Raw genomic sequence first — 21,859 nt, forward strand, 5'->3', positions numbered from 1 at the left:
CCGGCTCCAGCGCCCAGCAACTAGGCGACTTCACGAAATCGCCCTACGATAAGTCATCATCGGTTCGTTCCTCACCGTGATTCCTTTATCTCAGTTGATTCGTTCCAGTCGCTACGTTGCTGAACGGACGCTTGCGCCTTTGTTCCTTATTATTTCATTTTTCGTATGATGTAAGATTAACTATTGAAGTATTCCTTGAAAAGGTATAAAAGTGTCGAGGAGGTATTCAAGTATAAAAGGTTAATGAAGGAGTTTTTTACTTTATAGGAAAATATCGAGTTTTTAAAGTTTATCGTACAAAAAAATCGACAGCGTTTTACTCTTAAACTCGGCGATAAGCTACGTTTTAAAAAGAATAGGTTATCATTCGTTATTTTACTAAAAAATAGGTGGTGTATATGTATGAACGCAATCCGTAGATTTGGAAGTGCCATGATTGTACCAGTGCTATTATTTCCATTTTTTGGTATAGTGGTAGGCGTGGCAACATTGTTCAAGAATGAGGCTGTCATGGGAGAGTTGGCTAACCCAGATGGACTATGGTACCAAATTTGGACATTAATCGAAAATGGTGGTTGGACCGTATTTAATCAAATGGAGCTTGTATTTGTTATTGGGCTTCCAATATCTCTGGCAAAGAAAGCGCCAGGTCGTGCTGTTCTTTCGTCTGTCATGGGTTACTTAATGTTTAACTACTTTATTAACGGCATTTTAACGATTTGGGGGCCAGCATTCGGTGTCGACTTTGCTAGTGAAGTTGGTGGTACAAGCGGATTAAAAGAAATTGTTGGTATCAAAACATTAGATACGAACATTATCGGTGCTATCTTTATTTCTGCGCTCGTTATCTGGTTACACAATCGTTATTATGAAAAGAAATTGCCTGAATCCATTGGGATTTTTCAAGGTGGACCATTCGTAGTAATGATCTCTTTCTTCTTAATGATTCCACTTGCTTTTCTTACAAGCTGGATTTGGCCAATGGTGCAAAATGGTATTGCATCTTTACAAGACTTTTTAGTTTCATCCAGTTATATCGGTGTATGGCTGTTCCACTTCTTGGAGCGAATTTTAATTCCGACGGGGTTACATCATTTTATATATACACCATTTGAATATGGACCAGCAGTGGTTGACGGTGGTATGAAGTCGTATTGGATCTCTCATTTAACAGAGTATTCACAGTTTACTGGTGCATTAAATGATATCTTCCCAGGCGGCGGCTTCTTGTTACAAGGAAACATCAAAATGTTTGGTTCCATCGGTATTGCACTTGCCCTTTATCATACAGCAAAACCAGAAAAACGTAAAAAAGTAGGTGCATTATTATTTGCAGCAGCGTTAACCGCTGTATTTGCAGGTATTACCGAGCCGCTTGAGTTTACATTCTTATTTATTGCTCCATACTTATTTGCACTTCATGCAGTTCTAGGGGCAACTATGGTTACAATAATGCATGGATTTGGTCTAGTTGGTAATATGGGTGGCGGGTTAATTGAAATAGCCGCAACAAACTGGGTACCGCTTATGGGGAACCATTGGGGCGTGTACATGGTTCAATTTATCATTGGAATCATCTTCATTGTCATTTATTACTATACCTTTAAGTTTTTAATTTTGAAGTTTGATATTCCAATGCCAGGTCGAGAAAAGGATGACAATAGTGAAACAAAGCTGTACACCAAACAAGACTATAAAGCAAGTAAATCAGGATCTGAAAACGACGTAGCTCATGCAGAACAAAAATACAACAATGAATATGAACGAAAAGCAGCTATCTATCTCCAAGGTCTTGGTGGTGCAGAAAATATAGAAGATGTTACAAATTGTGCAACGCGTTTACGTGTCACAGTATATGATCCAAATAAAGTCGAGGATGACATGTATTTTAAAGAATATGGGGAAGCCCACGGTGTGGTAAGAAATAACAAGAGTATTCAAGTAATTGTTGGATTATCCGTGCCACAAGTCCGTGATTCCATAGATACATTTTTAAATCAAAAGCAGTAAAACACATCAAGGAGGAAAAAATCATGAAACAATTTTCAATTACAATTGCTGGTGGAGGTAGTACATTTACTCCTGGGATTATATTAATGCTCTTAGAAAACTTGGATCGTTTTCCAATTAAAGAAATAAAGCTGTATGATAATGATGAAGAACGTCAAGGAACTGTAGCAGGAGGTTGTAGGATCTTATTAAAAGAAAGAGCTCCACAAATTAAGTTTGTTGAAACAATTGACCCGGAAGAAGCATTTAGTAACATTGATTTTGTCATGGCTCATATCCGTGTTGGTAAATATGCAATGCGTGAAAAAGATGAAAAAATACCACTGAAATATGGTGTTGTCGGTCAAGAAACATGTGGACCAGGTGGAATTGCATATGGTATGCGTTCCATTGGACCAGTTATTGAACTTGTTGATTATATGGAAAAATATTCACCAGATGCATGGTTCTTAAATTATTCAAACCCTGCAGCTATTGTAGCAGAAGCAACGCGTCTTTTACGTCCAAATTCTAAAATATTAAATATATGTGATATGCCAATTGGTATTGAAGAATTAATGGCTGCATCCATTGGACTATCTTCTCGTAAAGAAATGGAAGTGAAATACTTTGGATTAAACCATTTTGGCTGGTGGTTTGATATTCGTGATAAAGAAGGAAACGACCTCATGCCTAAAATTCGCGAGCATGTTTCTAAACATGGTTATGTAACAGTGGATGAGAGTAAACAGCATTCAGATGCTAGTTGGAACAGTACATTTGCTAAAGCAAAAGATGTGCAAGCCCTTGATCCGACAACCGTTCCAAACACGTATTTAAAATATTATTTTTATCCAGATTATGTCGTAGAACAGTCGAATCCAGACTATACACGAGCGAATGAAGTTATGGATGGACGTGAAAAGCTTGTATTCAGTGAATGTCAAAAAATAATTGATAACCAAACAGCAGAAGGAACAGAACTAGAAATTGATGAACATGCTTCTTATATCGTAGATTTAGCTCGTGCAATTGCTTATAATTCAAAAGAACGCATGCTCCTTATTGTTGAAAACAACGGAGCAATAAGTAATTTTGAACCGACAGCGATGGTAGAAGTCCCATGTATCGTTGGTAGCCAAGGTCCTGAGCCACTTGTTATGGGAGAGATTCCTCGTTTTCAAAAAGGGTTAATGGAACAGCAAGTCGCAGTTGAAAAGCTTGTCGTCGAAGCTTGGGCAGAGAAATCATATCAAAAACTATGGCAAGCATTGACTTTATCCAAAATCGTTCCAAGTGCAAAAGTTGCGAAAGATTTACTAGATGATTTATATGAGGCGAATAAAGTATACTGGCCAGAACTATCCTAATGAAATAAGCCATAAACCAAACTGTCTAAAAAGGTGAGTAAAACCTTTTTGGACAGTTTTTTTTAACACTATAGGAAAGCATTTAATTTTAGAATTTGTATATAGGGAGGAAACAAGACTTTGCGATAAGCGAAGTCTTAATAAAGTCGTCTCTCTTTTTAGTAAAGGATATCTACTTTATCGTTAATTTTTTGTTTTTTAGGTAATACCCTGCTTCTTTCATTCCTTTCTAAAAACATTTTGAGATCTATTAAGTTATGTTGTTGAATAGATGGATGATTTACATCTAATGTATGACCACCAAACAATAAGGTATCAGCGTTTGTTTTGCTAATTAATTTTTTGGTTGAAGAAAGATATTTCTTTATATCTACACCAGGGATTAATGTAGCAGCCAAGATTGGGCCATGGTAAATAAGATCACCTACAAATAATTGATTTAATTCTTTGTCATATAACGAGATAGAATCGTTGCTATGTCCCGGTGTAAAAATAATTTCTAGCTGTCTATTTCCAAGATCAATGAAAGTACCTTCTTTTAAAATTTCTTTAAATTTTATCTTAGGAGGAGCAAATCCTTCTAATTGTCCCACAAATGAATATTTACGAGGTATTAAAGTATCTTCTTTTACTATTTGTTTTTCTATTTGGTTCTCTGTTAATTTAATGTCACTAAATTTTTCATGGTTTCCCACATGATCATAGTGAAAATGCGAATTCATTACAGTTATAGGTAGCGATGTTAAGCTTTCTACTACAGGTTTAATATTCCGAATCCCTGGCCCAGTATCTAATAGTAACGCTTGCTTGTCTCCTAATATTAAATAGTTAACATTGCTTTGATAATACCTAGGCTCACCAATGGCAATCGTTTTTCCATCTATATAATTGATTGTATAATAATCGTTAAACCATTTTACATGATCATCTAATTTTATTTCTTCTTTTTTAATTAATCCAAAAGGTTTTACACCGCAAAGAAGAGAAAACATTAACTGAGGAAATTTATGCCTATTCATGACTAAAAATCCACCAAAAAGTAGTGAAGGAATAAATATTCTTTTTTTGTTTTTTCTATTTTTCATCATTGAATTACTCCTTTTGTTGTAGATTTTAATAGAGGTTATTTTTGAATTCCTTTCCAAAACACCTCCCAAATATTATTCATTCTAATATAAAAATCTTGTTTGGAAAAATTTTCTAAATAGAAGAAGCTACCGTCAAGCAAAGAAAAGAATGTATCTATTATTTTATTTGTTTCAATAAATTGTCGATCTGGGGTTTCCTCAAGAAATGAACATAATATAACTTCAATATTGTTGGTTAGTGTTTGCATTTTTTTTTGAGTTATAGGATTGATGCTTTCAGGTGGTGAAAGGCTATACTTTTTCATAAAGAGTCCTATATGCTTATTCTCATAAAAAAAAATGTTAGTCCCAACTAAAAGTTCATAGAGTTGTTCTTTTGTAGATGATTTCTGAATAGTAGATATACGGTCGGTTAGATGTTCAATATAATCTGTGATTACTTTTTCAAATATGATTTCAAACAGTACTTTTTTGTTAGCAAAATGAGCATAAATTGCAGGCGCTTTTATGGATACTTCTGAAGCAATGTCTTTTAGGGAAGTTTGTTCATAACCTTTAGTAGAAAATAATATTAGACCATTCTCCAGAATTTTCTTTTTTGTTTGTTCCCCTTTACTCACTTATAAGCCCCCCAAAAAATAATTTAATTAACGTTAACTAAATTATAAAGGAGGCTGTTTTTTTTGCAACTATAGAAAATTATAAAGGTTTTCAGGATTTATATTAAAGGCAAAAAACTATGGCTTTCGCCATAAGACTTGGCGACAAGCTAAGTTTTTCTAACAATTAATTTTTTTAGAAACTGTGAAATATGAAAGTGAGTAATATTCTTTTTAATATATGATACAACTATGATTGAATAATTATGGTAGTCTGATACGTTGCTTTCATAAGCTATATATAAGAATCTCGGGTTTAAAGTTAATAAACAACAAAGTTCTAATTATTTAATCTATGATATGTTTCTAGATCAGATAAAATTTTAGGAGCAGAGGGAAAGGAATATAGTTTATGAAGCGAAAGCAAATAACCATGTTAATTATATTATCTCTGTTATTCATTTTATTAGCAGCATGTGGAGATAATGACTCTGCGGAAGGCAAGACGAAGACAGTAGGTGAAACAGAACAAGAAACCTTAAATGCTACAACGGATTCAGGAGAATTGAGCGGGCATACAGTAATGATCGACCCTGGACATGGGGGAAGAGATCCTGGTTCAATTGGAATTAATGACATATATGAAAAAGATTTAGTTACAAATACAACAAAACCGATAGAAAAAGCGTTACGTGAAGCTGGAGCTAATGTTATAATGACTAGGAAAGAAGATGTAAAAATACCGTTAAAAGAAAGAAGAAGCATGAGTAATGAAGCAATGCCGGACGCTTTTATCAGTATTCATTACAATTCATTTGAGGATTCTAGCGTAGGTGGCTTTCATACGTATTATTATTCTCAGGAAAAAGAATATCGATTGGCACAGAGCATCCATCAGTCCCTGGGTAATGCCATCTCATTAAAGGATAGAGGGATACTAGAAGATAGCTATGCTGTATTAAGAAACAATGAAGTACCAGCAATTCTTTTAGAACTAGGTTTTATGAGTAACCCCGAAGAATTAGCAGTTATTCAGTCTGATGAATACAGTCAAACGGTGGCAGAAGCAATTGTACGTGGGTTAAAGAATTACTTTGAAACAAATGAAAATGTTTCAAGCTAGTGTTGTGAAGGAGAGGAAAGCATGAAACGGAAACATATTATCAGCTTTATCGTTTTATTATTCGTATTAGTATTTACATCAGCATGTGGAAATGACGATAAAGAACAACAAGCAGATAAGCAGTCCAAAGCCGAGGATAACACAGAAAATACAATGGAGGAATTACAACTTCCTGAAGCGGCTTTGCAAAAATTAGATAGCGGAGAAGATGTTAAGGCATTACAGCTTGCTTTAAAAGAAATTGGCTATGATATAAAAGATAATGGTGATTTTGATGCAGCTACAGTATGGGCAATTACTGATTTACAAATGCAGAAAGATTTACCTTTGACTGGTATATATGAAGAAGAAACAGCAGAGGTAGTTAAGCAATTGGTTAAAGATGGAAGTCATGATTTTGAACCTGGAAAAAAACTACCTGCAAAAGCAGAGCCTGCTACAACAGATAGCGGCACTAATGTAATTGCAAATCCGTATGAACAATTGGTGTTAGTAAATAAGGAAAATGCATTACCAGCAGATTATACACCTGTTGATTTAGTGGTACCCGACATAAATTATCCTTTTACAGAAGATTTACCGAAAAAGAAAGTGCGTAAAATTGCAGCTACAGCAATTGAAGATTTGTTTGCCGCTGCAGATAAGGCGGGGCTAGAGTTGTTTGCTCAATCAGGATATCGTTCTTATGATCGCCAAGAAACAGTATTTGCATCTAATGTCCAATCGTTAGGAGAAGAACAAGCTAACCAAGTAAGTGCTCGACCAGGGGAAAGTGAGCATCAGACAGGTTTAACGATGGATGTGACGAGTAGAGATATGGGTTTCCAATTAAATGAGGACTTTGCTAATACAGATGAAGGTAAATGGTTAGCGGAAAATGCAGCTGAATATGGTTTTATTATTCGCTTTCCTAAAGGAAAAGAAGAGATTACGCAATATCAATATGAGCCATGGCATATTCGTTATGTAGGTAAGAAGGCTGCTAAAGAAATAACAGAGAATGAATTAACATTAGAAGAATATTTGACAGCAGAATAACGATAGTGAATACAGCTTGTAGGTAATTTACAGGCTGTTTCTTTGTATTATAGGAAAGCCTAAGTATAAGCCTTTGTTTTTCTAAGGAAATACAAAATTATAAAATTAGAGGCTTGTGTATTGTTTAACAACATTACCGAATAAGCCATGTCCGTCTCCGTTGCTCAGCAACTAAGCGACTTCACGAAGTCACCTTACGAGAAGTCATTATCGATTCGTCTCTAAGAGGAAAGCCGACTAAAAACGTGCTTGCCGCCTGAAGCCGGCATACTCCCTGTCGTAGTGGCTTGATTCCTAAATCTTTAGTTGATTCGTTTCACCCGCTCCGTTGCTAAATGGGCGCCCCGAGATTTTTATTCCACTATAGGAAAGTATAAAAGTTTAAAGGTTTGTCGTACAAGAAAAACGACAGCGTTTTTTTGTCATAAGACTTGGCGACAAGCCAGTTCTTCTAATGTGCATAATGTTAATCTACTCGCTTGCTAACATAAGCAAAAAATTGACGACTCTATGAAAGAATCGTCAAGCATTCTATATAAAAAGGGGAAAAGCGAGATCAAGGTTTTTTGTGTGCTCATTTTAGAACGAACTGTTCATGGATATCGTACTAAATTGGAATATAAGTTTTCATATTTTGAACAGTTGTCTATGGTGAGAAATGGAAGTGTTAAACCTGCGATCTCTCTTCTTACTAGAAAGTATAATAGATCAACGTATCATAGTTAGCTCATTTATCCATCAAAATTGCTTCTTTTCTGCTTCAAATGCAGGAATTAAATAGAAACTCGCAAAATACCTATCGGAAAAAAAGGAAATATAGACGTCTTCGTCCGCTAGCGTATATATTTTTTCTGTTCTTTTATCGATTAATTTTTTTTCACTTACTTTCACATTAAAATAATTAGCTAATTTTGTAGTAGTTTGATCATGATCAGTCATAGATAAGGATTTGTTATTACTTGGGCTCACTCGATACTCATAGATTTTATTCGTTTGGGTGTCCATTGATATATTTATTTCTACACCATTAGTGGAAAAGAAAGCTTCCCAGATCGTTACTGTGTGCTGGGGGTGTTGTGTATTTAAAAATGTTTTGATATTGGAATTAATGATCGTGAATTCAGGTTGCATATCAATTTGTGGAAACAACCCTTTGTTTTGCAGTTCTTTGATTTCATTAATTCCCTTAGAAAGGTATTCAGCTCTTTTCGTCTCATCATTACTTTTTTCAATGATGGCAATGTTTTCATTTCCGTCATAATGATTAACGATTAATTTTAACTTTTCTTCAATGGATGTCGTTTGATTATCATTCACTTGTTTTTCTTCTGTTTGGAAATTTGATACAAAAATATGATTCAACAAACGCTCCTCTTGAACATTTTTTAAAATAAATGGTAAGAAAGCGATGCTAACCCCTATAATAGCTAAAAGAACGTTGGTAAGGTGTATTTTATTCTTTTTCATCATCGCTTCACACCTTTAATCATTACTGTCACACAAGTACCTTTGCCAAACTCACTGTCAAATGTCAGTTCAGCTTTGTGTAAATGGATAATCTCACTGCAAATAGCAAGTCCTAGACCCACACTTCCTTGTACCCTTGCTCTTGATTTATCAACCATATAAAAAGCGTCGGTAATTTTAGCCATTTCATCTGTTTGAATACCTTTTCCATTATCACAAATACGGATGTGATAGTCGTTTTGGTGGATAAAGCCATGGAGCGTAATTTCTCCATGATCATGATCGATTGCTTTTCTTGCATTATCGAGTAAATTGGTACAAACGGTTCGCATTAAATCGGGCTCAATAGGTATCATAGCTTCTTCTGCTTCCACATGAAAATCCATATTTTCTTTTTCAAAAATAGGTTCCATGTACTGTTGCAAGGGGCTGAAAAAGGCAGTTGCTTTTATGGGTTTTGTTTCAATATCTCGTTTTTTTAATACCAACAAATCGAGTAATTTCATTGTTAACTCCTCAATTCGCTTTCCTTCTTGAAAAATATAATTCGCTGCCATAAATGTTTGTTCTGAATCTAACTTTTTAGAGCGAAGCATATCTGCATAACCTATCATGGTAGTAAGTGGTGTTTTTAATTCATGACTAATACTCCCAATAAATGTTTCTTGTCTTTGATTGGCTTCTTTTAACTGGGAAATCATTTCTTCAATATGTTCAGCCATAAAATTAAAATTGCGGGATAATTCCTCAACCTCAACATAGCTGCTAACACTCGTTCGTTCTTCAAAATTTCCTTTAGTAATCTGTTTCGTTGCTTTCGATAATTTATAGATCGGTTTTGTCAGTAGCCATGCAGTGACTAGCATGACGATTGCACCTATTCCAATCATCAGCAGCGTAATATACATATACATTGTCCATTGGTCATTTTTACTCGCAAAAATATCGGATATTTCTCGAAAGTTTTCAATGTAGAATAAATCTTCATGTAATTGCAGTGGTGTCATAGCGTGAAGAAAATATTTCCCATTAACATTTTTTACTTGGTAGCCTTTAGATTGATTCGATATTTGTGTAACGGCATCGTTACTTAAATCTTCATTAAAATTATCGTATACGACATGTCCGTCCTGGTTACTAATACGAAAAGTAAGTTCTCCACCAGATTCATAAATGGTTAAGGAGGAGGCAACGGTTATGAGTAGCTCTTCATTGGATATTGATTCCTTGTTTTTTTCATCAGCGAAGAAAAAATCCGATACGGAAGCCTCTCGTAGTTCTTTTTGTAGCGAGTATCTTAAAATATCATTTTCCTCAAATACAGAAGTGGCTTCGCGCTTGATAGAATCTTGAAAAGCGGAGTCAATTAATATATAACTTCCAATGCTGAAGCAGGAGACAGATACGATCATCGTGGAATAAAATATTTTCCAAAATAACTTCATGCTATACCTCTAGTCTATAGCCCACCTTATAGACTGCTACGATTTTATCCTTTAAACCAAGCTTTTGTCGCATGCGTTGCACGTGCAGGTCAATCGTCCTGCTTTCGCCGACAAAATCTTCTCCCCATACTTTCATAGAGATGTTACTCCGAAATAGAGCAATATTTTTATTGTTGATAAATAATAATAATAAGTCGTACTCTTTCGCTGTTAGATTAACAGTTTTTCCTGATTTGGTTACGACTCTGGAAAGCGTATCTATTTTTATATCAAACAATTCTATAAATTGTTTGTTTTTATCATATCTGCGTAAAACAGTTTCCACTCGGGCTAGTAATTCTACGATTTCAAAAGGTTTCGTTAGGTAGTCTTCCGCTCCAAGCTTTAACCCTTTTACTTTATCCGTTACATCTGATTTGGCAGTTAAAAATATGACTGGTATATCGTAAGGCTGGATATATTCTAGTAAATCATAGCCATTAATTTTGGGGAGCATAATATCTAAAATTGCTAAATCAAAATGATTTGCTTCAATCATATCAGCAGCTTGTTCTCCATCATAGGCACAGAAACATTCATATCCTGCATCTCCGAGACTCATTTTTATTAAGTCAGATATTGGTTTTTCATCTTCAACGATTAGTATTCGAACCATTGGGCAAACCTCCCTCTCTTTCATTATAAATTATCTGTGTAACAATGTTGTATCATATCTATCTGGTATATATATCCTTTCGAAATCTATAGGTTATAATAGGCTGTTAGCAAGCTATTGTATCGTTCTACCTAAGGAATAAAGAAAGCTACGACATGTCACCAAGTCTTTATGGTGATAGCCGTAGCTTTTAAATGATGAGCTTTACATTTTTAGGGCGGATTTTTATGAAGTTAAAAATCTGTAGATCATGCCGCCTGATATTGGTCCAAAATAATTATTGCTTTTTTAGTTTATTGCTTTTAATAGTCATTTCAACGGATAAAGATTTGCAAAGAATTATAAGTTTTGGGCAGCAACAGGGACAGGCCACATGGCTTGATGTTCTGCCATGTCCCAGAACATATATTCAAAATAGCTCGTTTTCACAACGATATCTTCCAAGATGGTTAACTCGTGTTCTGGTTTATCTTCCGCAATTGTATTAATTAAATCAATGCAATCGTTAGCCAGTGCTGTAAAATCTTCGGAGGAATACATTTGTACCCAATTGCCATAAAATTCATGTTCCAAGGCGTTTGGCCAGGCTGCCAATGCTTTGCCAATGTAATTATAACTCCAAGCACAAGCGAGTACGGCGGCGACTGTATTTTCTATGCCACCTTGTTGTGCCACATTTAGCATATAACTTGTGTATGCAGTCGTTGTTGCCGCCGCTTCTGTTTCTTCTAATTCATCAGCAGTTATGCCAAACTTGCTTGCATAGTTACGATGTAAATCCATTTCCATATGCAAGGTTCCATGAAGTAAATTGGCAAACGTTGTCATTGTTGATAAATCATGTGCTTTCGCGCTTCCTAGTGCAAACAAGCGAGAATATTCTATTAAATAAACATAGTCTTGCTTCATCCAGTGCTTGAACTTTTCCTTATCAAGCCAACCTTCTCCTAACCCTTTTACAAACGGATGCTCCAAATAGGATTTCCAAATTGGCTCTACCTTTTTCCATAAACGATCTGTAAATAGTTGTTGCATAATACTATATTCTCCTCTCGATAATTGAAATTATTTTAATGCTAGAGAAGATGTGGAAACAACAAACCTTTGTAGTTCAGGATAAGACGTACTTGCATCTGGAGAAAATAATAATCCCCATTCTACGATGTAAATAGAATGGGGAAGTGATTGCCTGATTATTACTATTCATGCAAGTTGTCACTTCCCTACGCTAGTACAAACTAGATCAGGTTCAAAGGGTCAAGTTTCCTTTCTCAGCAATAAAATTGCTCCCCTAGTGAGATATATAATAACACTATGTATTGCCATTAAAGCATAGATGGTAGATTTAGGCAAAGGAAGTGAGGATAGTAGTAGGTTCTTTGCATCTTTTTGGTCTATTAAAAGGCGCTCTCATCAGGTAGGATAAGGGTATTGTGTGTAAAGGAGAGGGTTGTTCATGCTTTTAGAAGTTATTGCTACGAACTTAACGGATGTGATAGAAGCAGAGCAGTATGGAGCAGATCGGATTGAACTTAGCCCTGCGATGGCAGAAATAGGGCTTACACCAAGTTACGGTTTACTAAAAAAAGCGGTTGAAGCTGTCCATCTGCCTATAAATGTCATGGTTCGTCCGCATAGTCAATCATTTGTATACAACAAATACGATATAGACACGATGAAGGAAGATATAGATCTGATTAAAAAGATGGGTGCAAACGGTATCGTTATAGGGGCATTGACTGCTGAAAAAACAGTTGATGAGGAAGTGTTGAAACAGCTATTAGATGTGGCTGATGATTTAGAAGTAACTTTTCATCGGGCGTTTGATTTTGCTCGTGACCAAGAAGAAGCGTTAGCATGCTTGGCACAATATAAGCAAATAACGACAGTGTTAACTGCAGGAGGTAACTATAAAGCACCTGATGCAATTCCGCAGCTACAACGATTGATTCATTTGGCTGCGGATACACATGTAAATATGATGGTGGGGCATGGTTTAAAGCCAGCAACCTTTGCTGATGTATACGAGCAAGTGAAACCCCATGCATTCCACTTTGGTTCTGGCGCTAGAAGGAACGATTCATTCGCATATAAACTGGATCGCAGCAAGATACAACAAATAAAAAATATACTCCAAAAATAAATCTGACATAGGTAGAGCCTGAGCTTATTAAACAAGCTCAGGCTCGCTTCATGCATTATTTTTTTGATTGCGAAAATTCCTTTAAATTAAATGATTTTATTGATTTATTCAGAAAAATAGAATATAATACAATAACAACAATTGATGAAAAATTAAGTAAACTATGTATATTTTTTATCTATATTCTAGTTTGCTTCATTTTTAATGAAAGATAAAGGAGGGGGATCATGAACAACAAATTATTAGAAATTAAAAATTTAAAAACATCTTTTAGAATAGATGACAATTATTATGCTGCAGTAGATGATGTTTCTTTATCTGTTAATAAGAATGAGACATTGGCCATTGTAGGAGAATCTGGTTCTGGGAAAAGTGCCCTAGCTTTTTCTGTTATGGGGTTACATACGAAAGCAAAAATAGAAGGAAATATTTATGTTAAAGGACAAGACATTGTAAATATACCAGCAAGTAATTTAAATAAGCTACGAGGAAATCATATGTCTATGATTTTTCAAGACCCGTTAACAGCGTTAAATCCGTTGATGACGGTGGAAGATCAAATTGGGGAAGCTTTATTATTACATAATCGACAGTTATCGAAAACGAAACGAAAAGAACGAGTGATTCACTTGTTAAATCAAGTTGGTATTCCTCGTCCGGAGTACACTTGTGAACAGTATCCACATCAATTATCTGGTGGTATGAGGCAGCGAGTGATGATTGCCATCGCTATTGCCAATAAACCAGAACTACTCATTGCTGATGAGCCTACTACAGCGCTTGATGTAACGATTCAAGCCCAAATACTTGGGTTAATGAATGATTTAAAAGAACAAATGAATACAGGTGTTATTTTAATTACCCATGATTTAGGTGTTGTCGCTGAAATGGCGGATCGTGTAGCCGTTATGTATGCAGGGCAAATTGTAGAGATAGCGGATGTTTATACGTTATTTCAAAAACCGCTTCATCCATACACGAGATCCCTATTAAATTCCATTCCGGGAGAAGATAGTATGCATGACAAACTCCATGTCATTCAAGGGATTGTTCCGTCCTTGCAAAATCTTCCACGAGAAGGGTGCCGATTTAAAGCACGAATTCCTTGGGTTAGTGAGGATGCACATGAAGAAGCTCCTGAGCTACATGAAGTGGATACAGGTCATTTCGTACGCTGTACTTGCTACAAACATTTTTATTTCCCTGAAGAAAAGATAGAGGAGGGATCAATTCATGGCGCTTCTTGAGGTGACCAATTTAAAGGTCCATTTTCCCATTCGAGGGGGAATCTTAAATCGCAAAATAGGCGCGATAAAAGCTGTTGATGGCGTATCTTTTTCCATTGAAAGAGGGAAAACGTATGGTCTTGTAGGAGAGTCTGGTTCTGGAAAAACAACAACCGGAAAAGCGATTATCGGTTTAAATCATATTACTTCAGGAACGGTGAAGTTTGATGGTGTAGATTTAACGGGATTTACATCTAAAAAGTCTGACATTCGTAAAGATATTCAAATGATTTTCCAAGATCCTTATTCTTCGCTAAATGGCAGAAAACGAGTACTCGATATCATCGCAGAGCCGTTGCGAAACTTTGAAAACTTAACGAAAACAGAAGAAAAGAAACGTGTACAAGAATTGCTTGAACAAGTAGGATTAAGCCCTGAAAGTATTTTAAAATACCCGCATCAATTCTCCGGTGGACAACGGCAACGGATTGGCATTGCAAGAGCAATTGCCTTAAAGCCAAAACTGATTATTGCCGATGAGCCTGTTTCTGCATTAGATGTTTCGGTTCAGGCACAAGTCCTTAACTTTATGCAAGATATTCAAAAGGATTTAAATTTGACGTACTTATTTATAAGCCACGATTTAGGCATCGTAAAGCATATGTGTGATGAGATTGGCATTATGTATAAGGGGCGATATGTGGAAGAAGGAGTAAAAGAAAGAATTTTTAATCAACCGCAACATATCTATACGAAACGCCTAGTAGCAGCTATTCCAGATATTAATCCTGTTAACCGTATACAACAAAAAGAATTTCGAGCTGAAGTAGAGAAAGAGTATCAGACAAATTATAACAATTATTTTAATCAAGAAGGTTTGGCGTATCCGTTACGACAGATATCTGACTCCCATTTAGTAGCCTTACCGCAGAAAGGTTGATAGCATGTGGAAATTTATTGTTAGACGACTGTTAATTACCATGCCACAAGTTGTTTTGCTAAGTATTTTAGTATTTATTATGGCGCAATTTATGCCAGGTGATGCATTGTCGGGATTAATTGATCCAAATATTGATCCAGCAGCGATTGAAGAGCAGCGGCAGAAGCTAGGATTAAATGACCCTTGGTATAAACAATATACAGATTGGGTGACGTCAGCAATACAAGGTGATTTGGGACAATCCTTTCGCTTTAAAATGCCGGTAACGGAATTAATTGGACAAAGGCTTGTAAATACTTTTTGGCTAGGTTTAGCAACCTTAATTTTTACATATATCATTGCAATTCCTTTAGGTATTACTAGTGGGCGCTATAATGATACATTACGTGATCAAATGATTACTGGATATACGTATATCGGATTTGCGACTCCATTATTTATTTTTGCATTAGTGATGCTCTGGGTGTTCGGTTATAGTTTGGGTTGGTTCCCAACCGGTGGAAGTGTAGAACCAGGGTTAGAGCCAGGATCATTTCCATATATTATGAGTAAAATGAATCATATAATCCTACCAGCACTCGCTATGGCGTTAATTACTACCGTAAATACGGTGCAGTATTTACGCAGTGAAATTATTGATACAAAGCAGAAAGATTTTGTCATTACGGCAAGAGCAAAAGGTGCTTCTGAGTCACGAGTTTATCGCCGGCATATTTTCCGCAATTCCTTATTACCGGTTGCTGCTTATTTCGGTTTTGAAATAACAGGTTTAATCGGTGGAACTATATTTATTGAAACCATTTTCAGCTATCCGGGTATGGGGTTATTATTTATGGAATCTGTGCTACAACGGGATTACAGTGTGGTGACGTCCGTTGTCCTGTTATTTGGAATCGCATCTATTTTAGGCGCATTATTATCAGACATTATTTTAAGTCTCGTAGATCCGCGTATTCGAATAAAATAATGTTACTCAACAGATAAACACGGAGGTGAAGCGAATTGAACTATACAGAAATAGAGTCCATTGTGACGAACGAAGAAAAAGTGCCATCTTTAGCGAAAATAATCTGGCGAGAAATTGTTCGAGATAAAGTCGCTCTTATTTCTTTAATATTTCTTATTCTCATTACAAGCTTTGTATATGGAGTATCTATATTTTTAAACCAGGAAGAAATTGTAAGGGTAGATTTGTTTGCCATTAATGAACCGCCTTCAGAGGAATTTTGGTTAGGTACCGATTATGGGGGAAGAGACATTTTTGGACAGCTCATTATTGGAACGCGCAATTCCTTATCAATTGGAATTTTAGTGACGCTTATGACAGGAATCATCGGTATTACTTACGGACTTGTATCTGGTTATTTTGGTGGATCAGTCGATAATATTATGATGCGTATTGTTGATTTCTTTTTGATTTTGCCATTTTTAATGATCGTTATTGTGTTTGTTGCGATTGTGCCTAAATATAGCATATGGTCTTTCTCGTTAATTATGACAGCATTCCTCTGGATGGGGAAAGCTAGGTTAATTCGTTCAAAGGCGTTACAAGAGCGAGAACTTGATTATGCACAGGCCTCCAAAACGTTAGGAACTCCGAACTGGAAGATTATGTTTTTTCAAGTTTTGCCGAATTTAAGTTCGTTAATTATTGTGACGATGACGTTAAACTTGGCTGCGAATATCGGTTTAGAGTCTGGATTGTCCTTTTTAGGGTTTGGTTTTCCAGAATCCACTCCAAGTCTTGGAACACTGCTTGGCTATGCAAGAAATCCACAAACTTTGGAAATAAGATGGTGGATTTGGGTACCAGCAGCAATTATGGTTTTCTTACTAATGTTAGCTGTTCGAAACGTTGGCGAAGCCTTAAAGCGTGCTTCAGATGCAAGGCAGCGAAGAGGGTAATAAATACGTTGCTTACATCATAATGATGTTAAGTATAGATCGCGTCATGTGACGTACAAAATAAAAGGGGAGGTTATTAGATGAAAAGAAGTAGTTGGCGCATACTATTGTTTGCTATTATGTTAGGTTTTGTCTTTGTGCTAGCAGCATGTAATAGTGGCGAAGAGAGTAAAGGAGATAAAGGTGAAAAATCTGAAGAAAAGGGGGAAAAGTCGGAAGAGAGTGGCGAAAAGATCTATTCCATTGAGGATTTTAGTGTAGAAACTACCAACGAAGGTGAAGCTATCGAAGGTGGACATTTCAAATACGGTGTTGTTACCGATACAGCATTCGAGGGATTGTTAAACTATAACTTTTATTCAGGTGTACCTGACAGTGAAATAATTAAGTGGTTTGATGACCCGTTATTATCGGCTGATGAAACGCATAATTATACACAAGATGGTGCTGCAACGTTCGAAGTAGATGATAGTGGAAAAGTATTTACTTTTACAATTCGAGATAACGTAAATTGGCATGATGGAGAGCCTGTTACTGCAGAAGATTGGTTATTTGCATATGAAATTATAGCTGATCCTGACTATACAGGGGTACGCTATGGTGCAGATTTCACCGTAATTGAAGGTGTAGAGGAATACCGGAATGGTGAGGCCGATTCTATTTCTGGAATTGAAGTAGTCGGTGATAAAACATTGAAAATTACTTATAAGCAGGCTTCTCCTTCTCTACTAAGTGGAGGTATTTGGCCGTATGCTCTACCTAAGCATGTCTTTAAAGATATCCCTGTAGCTGAAATGGCAGAGTCAGATGCAGTCCGAAAGAATCCAATTGGTTTTGGTCCATTTAAAGTAGACAGCATTACACCAGGGGAAGCGGTTGTGCTTACCAAAAATGAAGATTATTGGCAAGGTGAACCGAAGTTAGATAAAGTTACTGTTCAGGTAGTCAATCCGAAAACCGTTGTTCAGGCACTAGAGACGGGAGAAGTAGATGCTGTAGACAGTTTTCCTACTGACCAATACCCAGATAATGCAGATATGGCAAATGTAGAGTTCTTAGGCAATACGGATATGGCTTATACCTATATTGGCTTTAAATTAGGAACATGGGATAAAGAGAAAAAAGAAGTGAAACCTGATCCAAATAAAAAAATGGCAGATGTGAATCTTCGCAAAGCAATGTGGCATGCGGTTGATAACAATGCAGTTGGCGAACAATTTTATAATGGATTACGCTGGAATGCAACAACATTGATACCGCCATCACACCCAAATTTTCATGATACCGAAAACCCTGGTATAGCTTATGATCCAGAAGAAGCGAAAAAAATTCTAGATGAAGCAGGTTATGAGGATACCAATGGAGACGGTATGCGGGAAAATCCAGATGGAGAAGAGTTAGTCATTAACTTTGCTTCTATGTCTGGAGGAGATGTAGCTGAACCAATTGCTAATTATTACATTCAAGCTTGGGAGAAAGTCGGTTTAAACGTCCAGTTAGTTGATGGTCGCTTACTTGAGTTTAACTCGTTTTACGATCGAGTAGGTCAAAGCGGCGATGACGATCCAGCTATAGATATTTTTCAAGGTGCTTGGAGTGTCGGAACAGATGTGAATCCAGCAGGCCTCTACGGGCGTGATGCGCTATTTAACTTCTCTCGTTATGCAAGTGAAGAAAATGATGAGCTGCTAGCAGATGGGGTGTCTGAAGAAGCAATGGAATTAGAATACCGTCAAAAAGTATATAAAGATTGGCAACAATTGATGTTGGAAGAGGTTCCAGTCTTCCCTACCGTCTATCGTGCAATCTTATCTCCTGTTAATAACCGAGTAATGAATTATTCAATACAGTATAATTGGGGAGATTTACATGAGATTGCTGTAACTCAAGAAGAAACGGAAAAAGCTGAGTAATATAAAATATGCTGGCGTTCTATTGTTAATTTTTGCAATAGAACGTCTTTTTAATGTTAAAAGTGGTCATCAACTTGCATGAAATTTAATGAAACATACAGCTTTCGCCATAAAGATTTGACAGTAAGTTAAGTTTTTCTAATAAATAACATAAATTATGAACAGGTTGAAAACAATTAATGTGGATTACTCTTAAGTTGTATTATCTTATATGAATTTGTCTGTATTAAAACATGAATGAAACGAGGCAGGTCAATGTTGTAAAGCACTAAAGATTGACAATTAGAAAACGTGTTTCATTGAATAGCAAAATTTTCTCTCGAGCAACTAAATTGCAGAAAATAAAGAAAGGTGCCATAATATACTGCATAAAATTAGCGATAAATGTTAATTTTAAATAACAACAAAGAATAGGGTGAAGATGATGAATAAATTGTTTGAACAAGGGTATCTCGGAACATATGTGTTAAAAAATCGCTATATTTTAGCTCCAATGACAAGAGTAAGCTCTGAAGCAGATGGAACACCGAATGAGCGCGTTCAGCGTTATTATGAACGATATGCTAAAGGTGGCTTCGCCGTTGTCATTACAGAAGGCGTTTATCCTGACACGAAATATAGTCAAGCATATGAATTTCAAGGAGGCTTAGCCACGGAAAAGCATGCTACGCATTGGAAGCCAATTGTAGAAAGTGTACAATCCCATGGAGCGTTGATGATTGCGCAATTGATGCATGGTGGAGCTCAAACGCAAGGGAATTTTTATACAAATGTTACCGTAGCACCATCGCCGTTTACTCCTCCAAGTGATAAGGCAGAAATCTATGGTGGTAGCGGTCGGTATCCAGAAGCAAAGGAATTAACCCTTCATGAAATTGAAGAAGTGAAACAGGGCTTTGTTCAATCCGCGAAGTATGCAAAGAAGGCTGGGTTTGATGGAGTCGAATTACATGGAGCAAATGGTTACTTACTTGATGAATTTTTATCAGCAAATATTAATCAGAGAAATGATCAGTATGGAGGTAGTGTAGAAAATCGAGTTCGACTGTTAAAGGAACTTATAGCTGATGTGAAAGAAGCAGTTGGCGGGACAATGATTGTAGGAATTCGTATTTCTCAACTAAAAGCTACCGATAAAAGCTATACATGGTCTGGTGGAGAGGAAGAAGCATCAATCATCTTTTCTGAACTAGGAAAAACGGATGTCGACTATATTCATATTTCCGATGATGATGCAATGACACCTGGATTTGGTGAAGGAACAATGACGATGTCAGAGGTAGCGAAAAAATATGCTGGGAAGCCGGTTATTGCTTGCGGACGTTTAGGCGATCCGGAAAAAGCAGAAGCAGTTATCGAGCAAGGAAAGGCTGATTTTATAGCTATTGCTCGTCAAGCGTTAGCGAACCCTGATACTCCAAATCGGGTGAAAAATGGGGAAGAGCTACAAGCATTTGATGGAAAAGCAATATTGACACCAAAAGCATACGTAAAAGATTTTGAATTAGAAATGTAATATATAAACAACTGTCGCAAATAGAAGCATGCATAAGGGTGCTTTTATTTATGGCAGTTGTTTTTTACTGACTTTAAAGGAAATATAAGGAGCTGAGATGAATATAGTTCAAAAAAAGAACAATTGGATCGAGTATATAACTTGCAATAACTTATGTTCATATGCTATAGTTTTAAAAATTTACCCTTATACTAGAGAATATTAAAAAAATAACATATAAAGGAGGTATCTATAGATGAGAAATGTAACATTAGAAACCGTGTTCCTACATCCTGTTACACAGCGTTATTTAAAACGTTCAGGTATAGCTCATGCAATTGCGGTTGCGGAATATGCATTTGATCTTGCCAAGCAGTATCATGTAAACCGTGATCATGCTACGAAGGCGGCTCTCTTGCATGATGTAGGGCATTATACGTGGTATACAGAAGGAAAATGGGATTATGACAAATATCGAAAAAATGATATTCATGCAATTAAAGGTGCTAGCCGTGCGCATAAATTACTCATTCGCATTGGCGAGGACCCTCAAGTAGCTAAAGAAATAGCTGTAGCTATATTGTTGCATACGGATTCTTACTTGCCGAATGGCGAATTACAATTAAAACCATTACAGCAAGTTGTACACTTGGCAGATGAAGCTGATGAAGAAACTGGTGGGAACCATCATTACAAGCGCATTGATGACGAATCGGCCTTAGAGCGAATTCAGTTGTTAGATCAAAAGATCACGCAATGGTTAAGCATGAACGAGATGAAACATATTATCTAAAATGAATGACAAGTAGGAAAGCATACTGTATGGATTGGAGCTTTAATCTATCTCCTGTCCCATTTTCCTTGCTTTCTTGTTTTACATAATCGCTGTTGCTTCAATAAAAAGCACCCCTTCTTTATCTCCCCTCTGTAAAAAAACATTTATTTAACGTCAGGCATGAATTTTTCATTTTCTACTTTCCTCATATTATCATTTTTTTTCGTTTGTACAACTGAAACGTATACGAGTTAAGTGAATTTATGCTGGGCACATCAACCACTAGGTATTCATATAGTAAAAATAAAATATTAAAAATGGGAGGTTATTCTACTGCCATTATATCAAAGTTATCTTTCTATGTTTCTCCTATTTTGGTGTGCTCTCGTTGTTGTCTCCGCCGTTTATATCGTTATTCCAATTACAGATACTTTAACAAGCTATTTTACAATTTCTGCACAAAAAGCTTCTTGGATAAGTAGTATTTTTTCGGTGTTTTATGCGTTCGGCTTCTTAGTATTTGCACCGTTATCACAAAAATATGGAAAAAAACAAATAATCGTTATTGGCTTCCTTTGACCTTAGTAGTAAGGAAAGACTAGCAGCTTCTTCGCTTTATGCATTTGTCTTATTTATTGGCGCTTCGCTCGGTCCAATTATTTCACTTTTCGTTGTTGATGTTTGGGGG

The 21,859-nt window shown here is 36.2% G+C and carries 19 protein-coding genes and 1 riboswitch; of the genes, 13 read left to right on the forward strand and 6 right to left on the reverse strand.

Annotation, left to right across the window (positions count from 1 at the left end; translation table 11 throughout):
* Window positions 1-402: 402 nt before the first annotated feature.
* A complete protein-coding gene (locus HLX49_RS10945; protein ID WP_296361877.1) occupies window positions 403-2,010 on the forward strand; it encodes an alpha-glucoside-specific PTS transporter subunit IIBC in 1,608 nt (535 codons plus the stop codon).
* 23 nt (window positions 2,011-2,033) lie between these two features.
* On the forward strand, window positions 2,034-3,359 hold the full coding sequence (locus HLX49_RS10950) for a 6-phospho-alpha-glucosidase (protein WP_296361879.1): 1,326 nt from the start codon (window positions 2,034-2,036) through the stop codon (window positions 3,357-3,359).
* Window positions 3,360-3,517: 158 nt separating this feature from the next.
* Here the strand turns inward: HLX49_RS10950 and HLX49_RS10955 are convergent, their stop codons facing one another.
* Window positions 3,518-4,447 carry an MBL fold metallo-hydrolase gene (locus tag HLX49_RS10955; RefSeq protein WP_077702112.1) on the reverse strand — a complete coding sequence of 310 codons (930 nt, stop codon included), beginning with the start codon at window positions 4,445-4,447 and terminating at the stop codon, window positions 3,518-3,520.
* Between the two features lie 35 nt (window positions 4,448-4,482).
* Window positions 4,483-5,067 (reverse strand): TetR/AcrR family transcriptional regulator, encoded by a 585-nt coding sequence (locus HLX49_RS10960; protein ID WP_296361882.1) that lies wholly within the window; start codon window positions 5,065-5,067, stop codon window positions 4,483-4,485.
* A gap of 391 nt (window positions 5,068-5,458) precedes the next feature.
* Between HLX49_RS10960 and HLX49_RS10965 the strand changes: the two genes are divergently transcribed.
* Both HLX49_RS10965 and HLX49_RS10970 read left to right on the forward strand, forming a co-directional pair.
* Window positions 5,459-6,169: an N-acetylmuramoyl-L-alanine amidase family protein gene (locus HLX49_RS10965; protein ID WP_296361884.1), complete on the forward strand. Its 711-nt coding sequence runs from the start codon at window positions 5,459-5,461 to the stop codon at window positions 6,167-6,169.
* Window positions 6,170-6,190: 21 nt separating this feature from the next.
* Window positions 6,191-7,207: a D-alanyl-D-alanine carboxypeptidase family protein gene (locus HLX49_RS10970; protein ID WP_296361887.1), complete on the forward strand. Its 1,017-nt coding sequence runs from the start codon at window positions 6,191-6,193 to the stop codon at window positions 7,205-7,207.
* A 738-nt stretch (window positions 7,208-7,945) separates the two neighbouring features.
* On the opposite strand, the gene HLX49_RS10975 is transcribed toward HLX49_RS10970, so the two are convergent.
* From HLX49_RS10975 to tenA, 4 genes are all read right to left on the reverse strand, one after another.
* On the reverse strand, window positions 7,946-8,677 hold the full coding sequence (locus tag HLX49_RS10975; RefSeq protein WP_077702116.1) for a hypothetical protein: 732 nt from the start codon (window positions 8,675-8,677) through the stop codon (window positions 7,946-7,948).
* A complete protein-coding gene (locus HLX49_RS10980) occupies window positions 8,674-10,119 on the reverse strand; it encodes a sensor histidine kinase (protein ID WP_296361891.1) in 1,446 nt (481 codons plus the stop codon). Before HLX49_RS10980 ends, HLX49_RS10975 begins: the two co-directional genes overlap by 4 nt.
* Before the next feature lies 1 nt (window position 10,120).
* Window positions 10,121-10,774 (reverse strand): response regulator transcription factor, encoded by a 654-nt coding sequence (locus HLX49_RS10985; RefSeq protein ID WP_077702118.1) that lies wholly within the window; start codon window positions 10,772-10,774, stop codon window positions 10,121-10,123.
* Between the two features lie 339 nt (window positions 10,775-11,113).
* Window positions 11,114-11,809: a thiaminase II gene (gene tenA / locus HLX49_RS10990; protein WP_077702119.1), complete on the reverse strand. Its 696-nt coding sequence runs from the start codon at window positions 11,807-11,809 to the stop codon at window positions 11,114-11,116.
* Window positions 11,810-11,977: 168 nt separating this feature from the next.
* Window positions 11,978-12,077: riboswitch (TPP riboswitch) on the reverse strand.
* Window positions 12,078-12,230: 153 nt separating this feature from the next.
* Between tenA and HLX49_RS10995 the strand changes: the two genes are divergently transcribed.
* From HLX49_RS10995 to HLX49_RS17115, 9 genes are all read left to right on the forward strand, one after another.
* A complete protein-coding gene (locus HLX49_RS10995) occupies window positions 12,231-12,917 on the forward strand; it encodes a copper homeostasis protein CutC (protein WP_077702120.1) in 687 nt (228 codons plus the stop codon).
* A gap of 227 nt (window positions 12,918-13,144) precedes the next feature.
* On the forward strand, window positions 13,145-14,164 hold the full coding sequence (locus HLX49_RS11000; RefSeq protein WP_101933089.1) for an ABC transporter ATP-binding protein: 1,020 nt from the start codon (window positions 13,145-13,147) through the stop codon (window positions 14,162-14,164).
* Window positions 14,151-15,083: an ABC transporter ATP-binding protein gene (locus tag HLX49_RS11005; RefSeq protein WP_101933088.1), complete on the forward strand. Its 933-nt coding sequence runs from the start codon at window positions 14,151-14,153 to the stop codon at window positions 15,081-15,083. Before HLX49_RS11000 ends, HLX49_RS11005 begins: the two co-directional genes overlap by 14 nt.
* A 4-nt stretch (window positions 15,084-15,087) precedes the next feature.
* Window positions 15,088-16,050 (forward strand): oligopeptide ABC transporter permease, encoded by a 963-nt coding sequence (gene opp4B, locus HLX49_RS11010; RefSeq protein ID WP_101933087.1) that lies wholly within the window; start codon window positions 15,088-15,090, stop codon window positions 16,048-16,050.
* A 35-nt stretch (window positions 16,051-16,085) separates the two neighbouring features.
* Window positions 16,086-16,988 carry an ABC transporter permease gene (locus HLX49_RS11015; protein ID WP_101933086.1) on the forward strand — a complete coding sequence of 301 codons (903 nt, stop codon included), beginning with the start codon at window positions 16,086-16,088 and terminating at the stop codon, window positions 16,986-16,988.
* 80 nt (window positions 16,989-17,068) lie between these two features.
* Window positions 17,069-18,901, forward strand: coding sequence for an oligopeptide ABC transporter substrate-binding protein (opp4A, locus tag HLX49_RS11020; RefSeq protein WP_296361898.1), 1,833 nt, complete (start codon window positions 17,069-17,071; stop codon window positions 18,899-18,901).
* Between the two features lie 421 nt (window positions 18,902-19,322).
* Window positions 19,323-20,417 (forward strand): oxidoreductase, encoded by a 1,095-nt coding sequence (locus HLX49_RS11025; RefSeq protein ID WP_367112744.1) that lies wholly within the window; start codon window positions 19,323-19,325, stop codon window positions 20,415-20,417.
* 235 nt (window positions 20,418-20,652) lie between these two features.
* Window positions 20,653-21,189: an HD domain-containing protein gene (locus HLX49_RS11030; RefSeq protein ID WP_077702125.1), complete on the forward strand. Its 537-nt coding sequence runs from the start codon at window positions 20,653-20,655 to the stop codon at window positions 21,187-21,189.
* Between the two features lie 342 nt (window positions 21,190-21,531).
* Window positions 21,532-21,750 carry an MFS transporter gene (locus HLX49_RS17115; protein WP_101933083.1) on the forward strand — a complete coding sequence of 73 codons (219 nt, stop codon included), beginning with the start codon at window positions 21,532-21,534 and terminating at the stop codon, window positions 21,748-21,750.
* Window positions 21,751-21,859: the final 109 nt, after the last annotated feature.

Source organism: Virgibacillus sp. (genome assembly GCF_013393565.1).
GTDB classification, from domain to species: Bacteria; Bacillota; Bacilli; order Bacillales; family Amphibacillaceae; genus Virgibacillus; species Virgibacillus dokdonensis.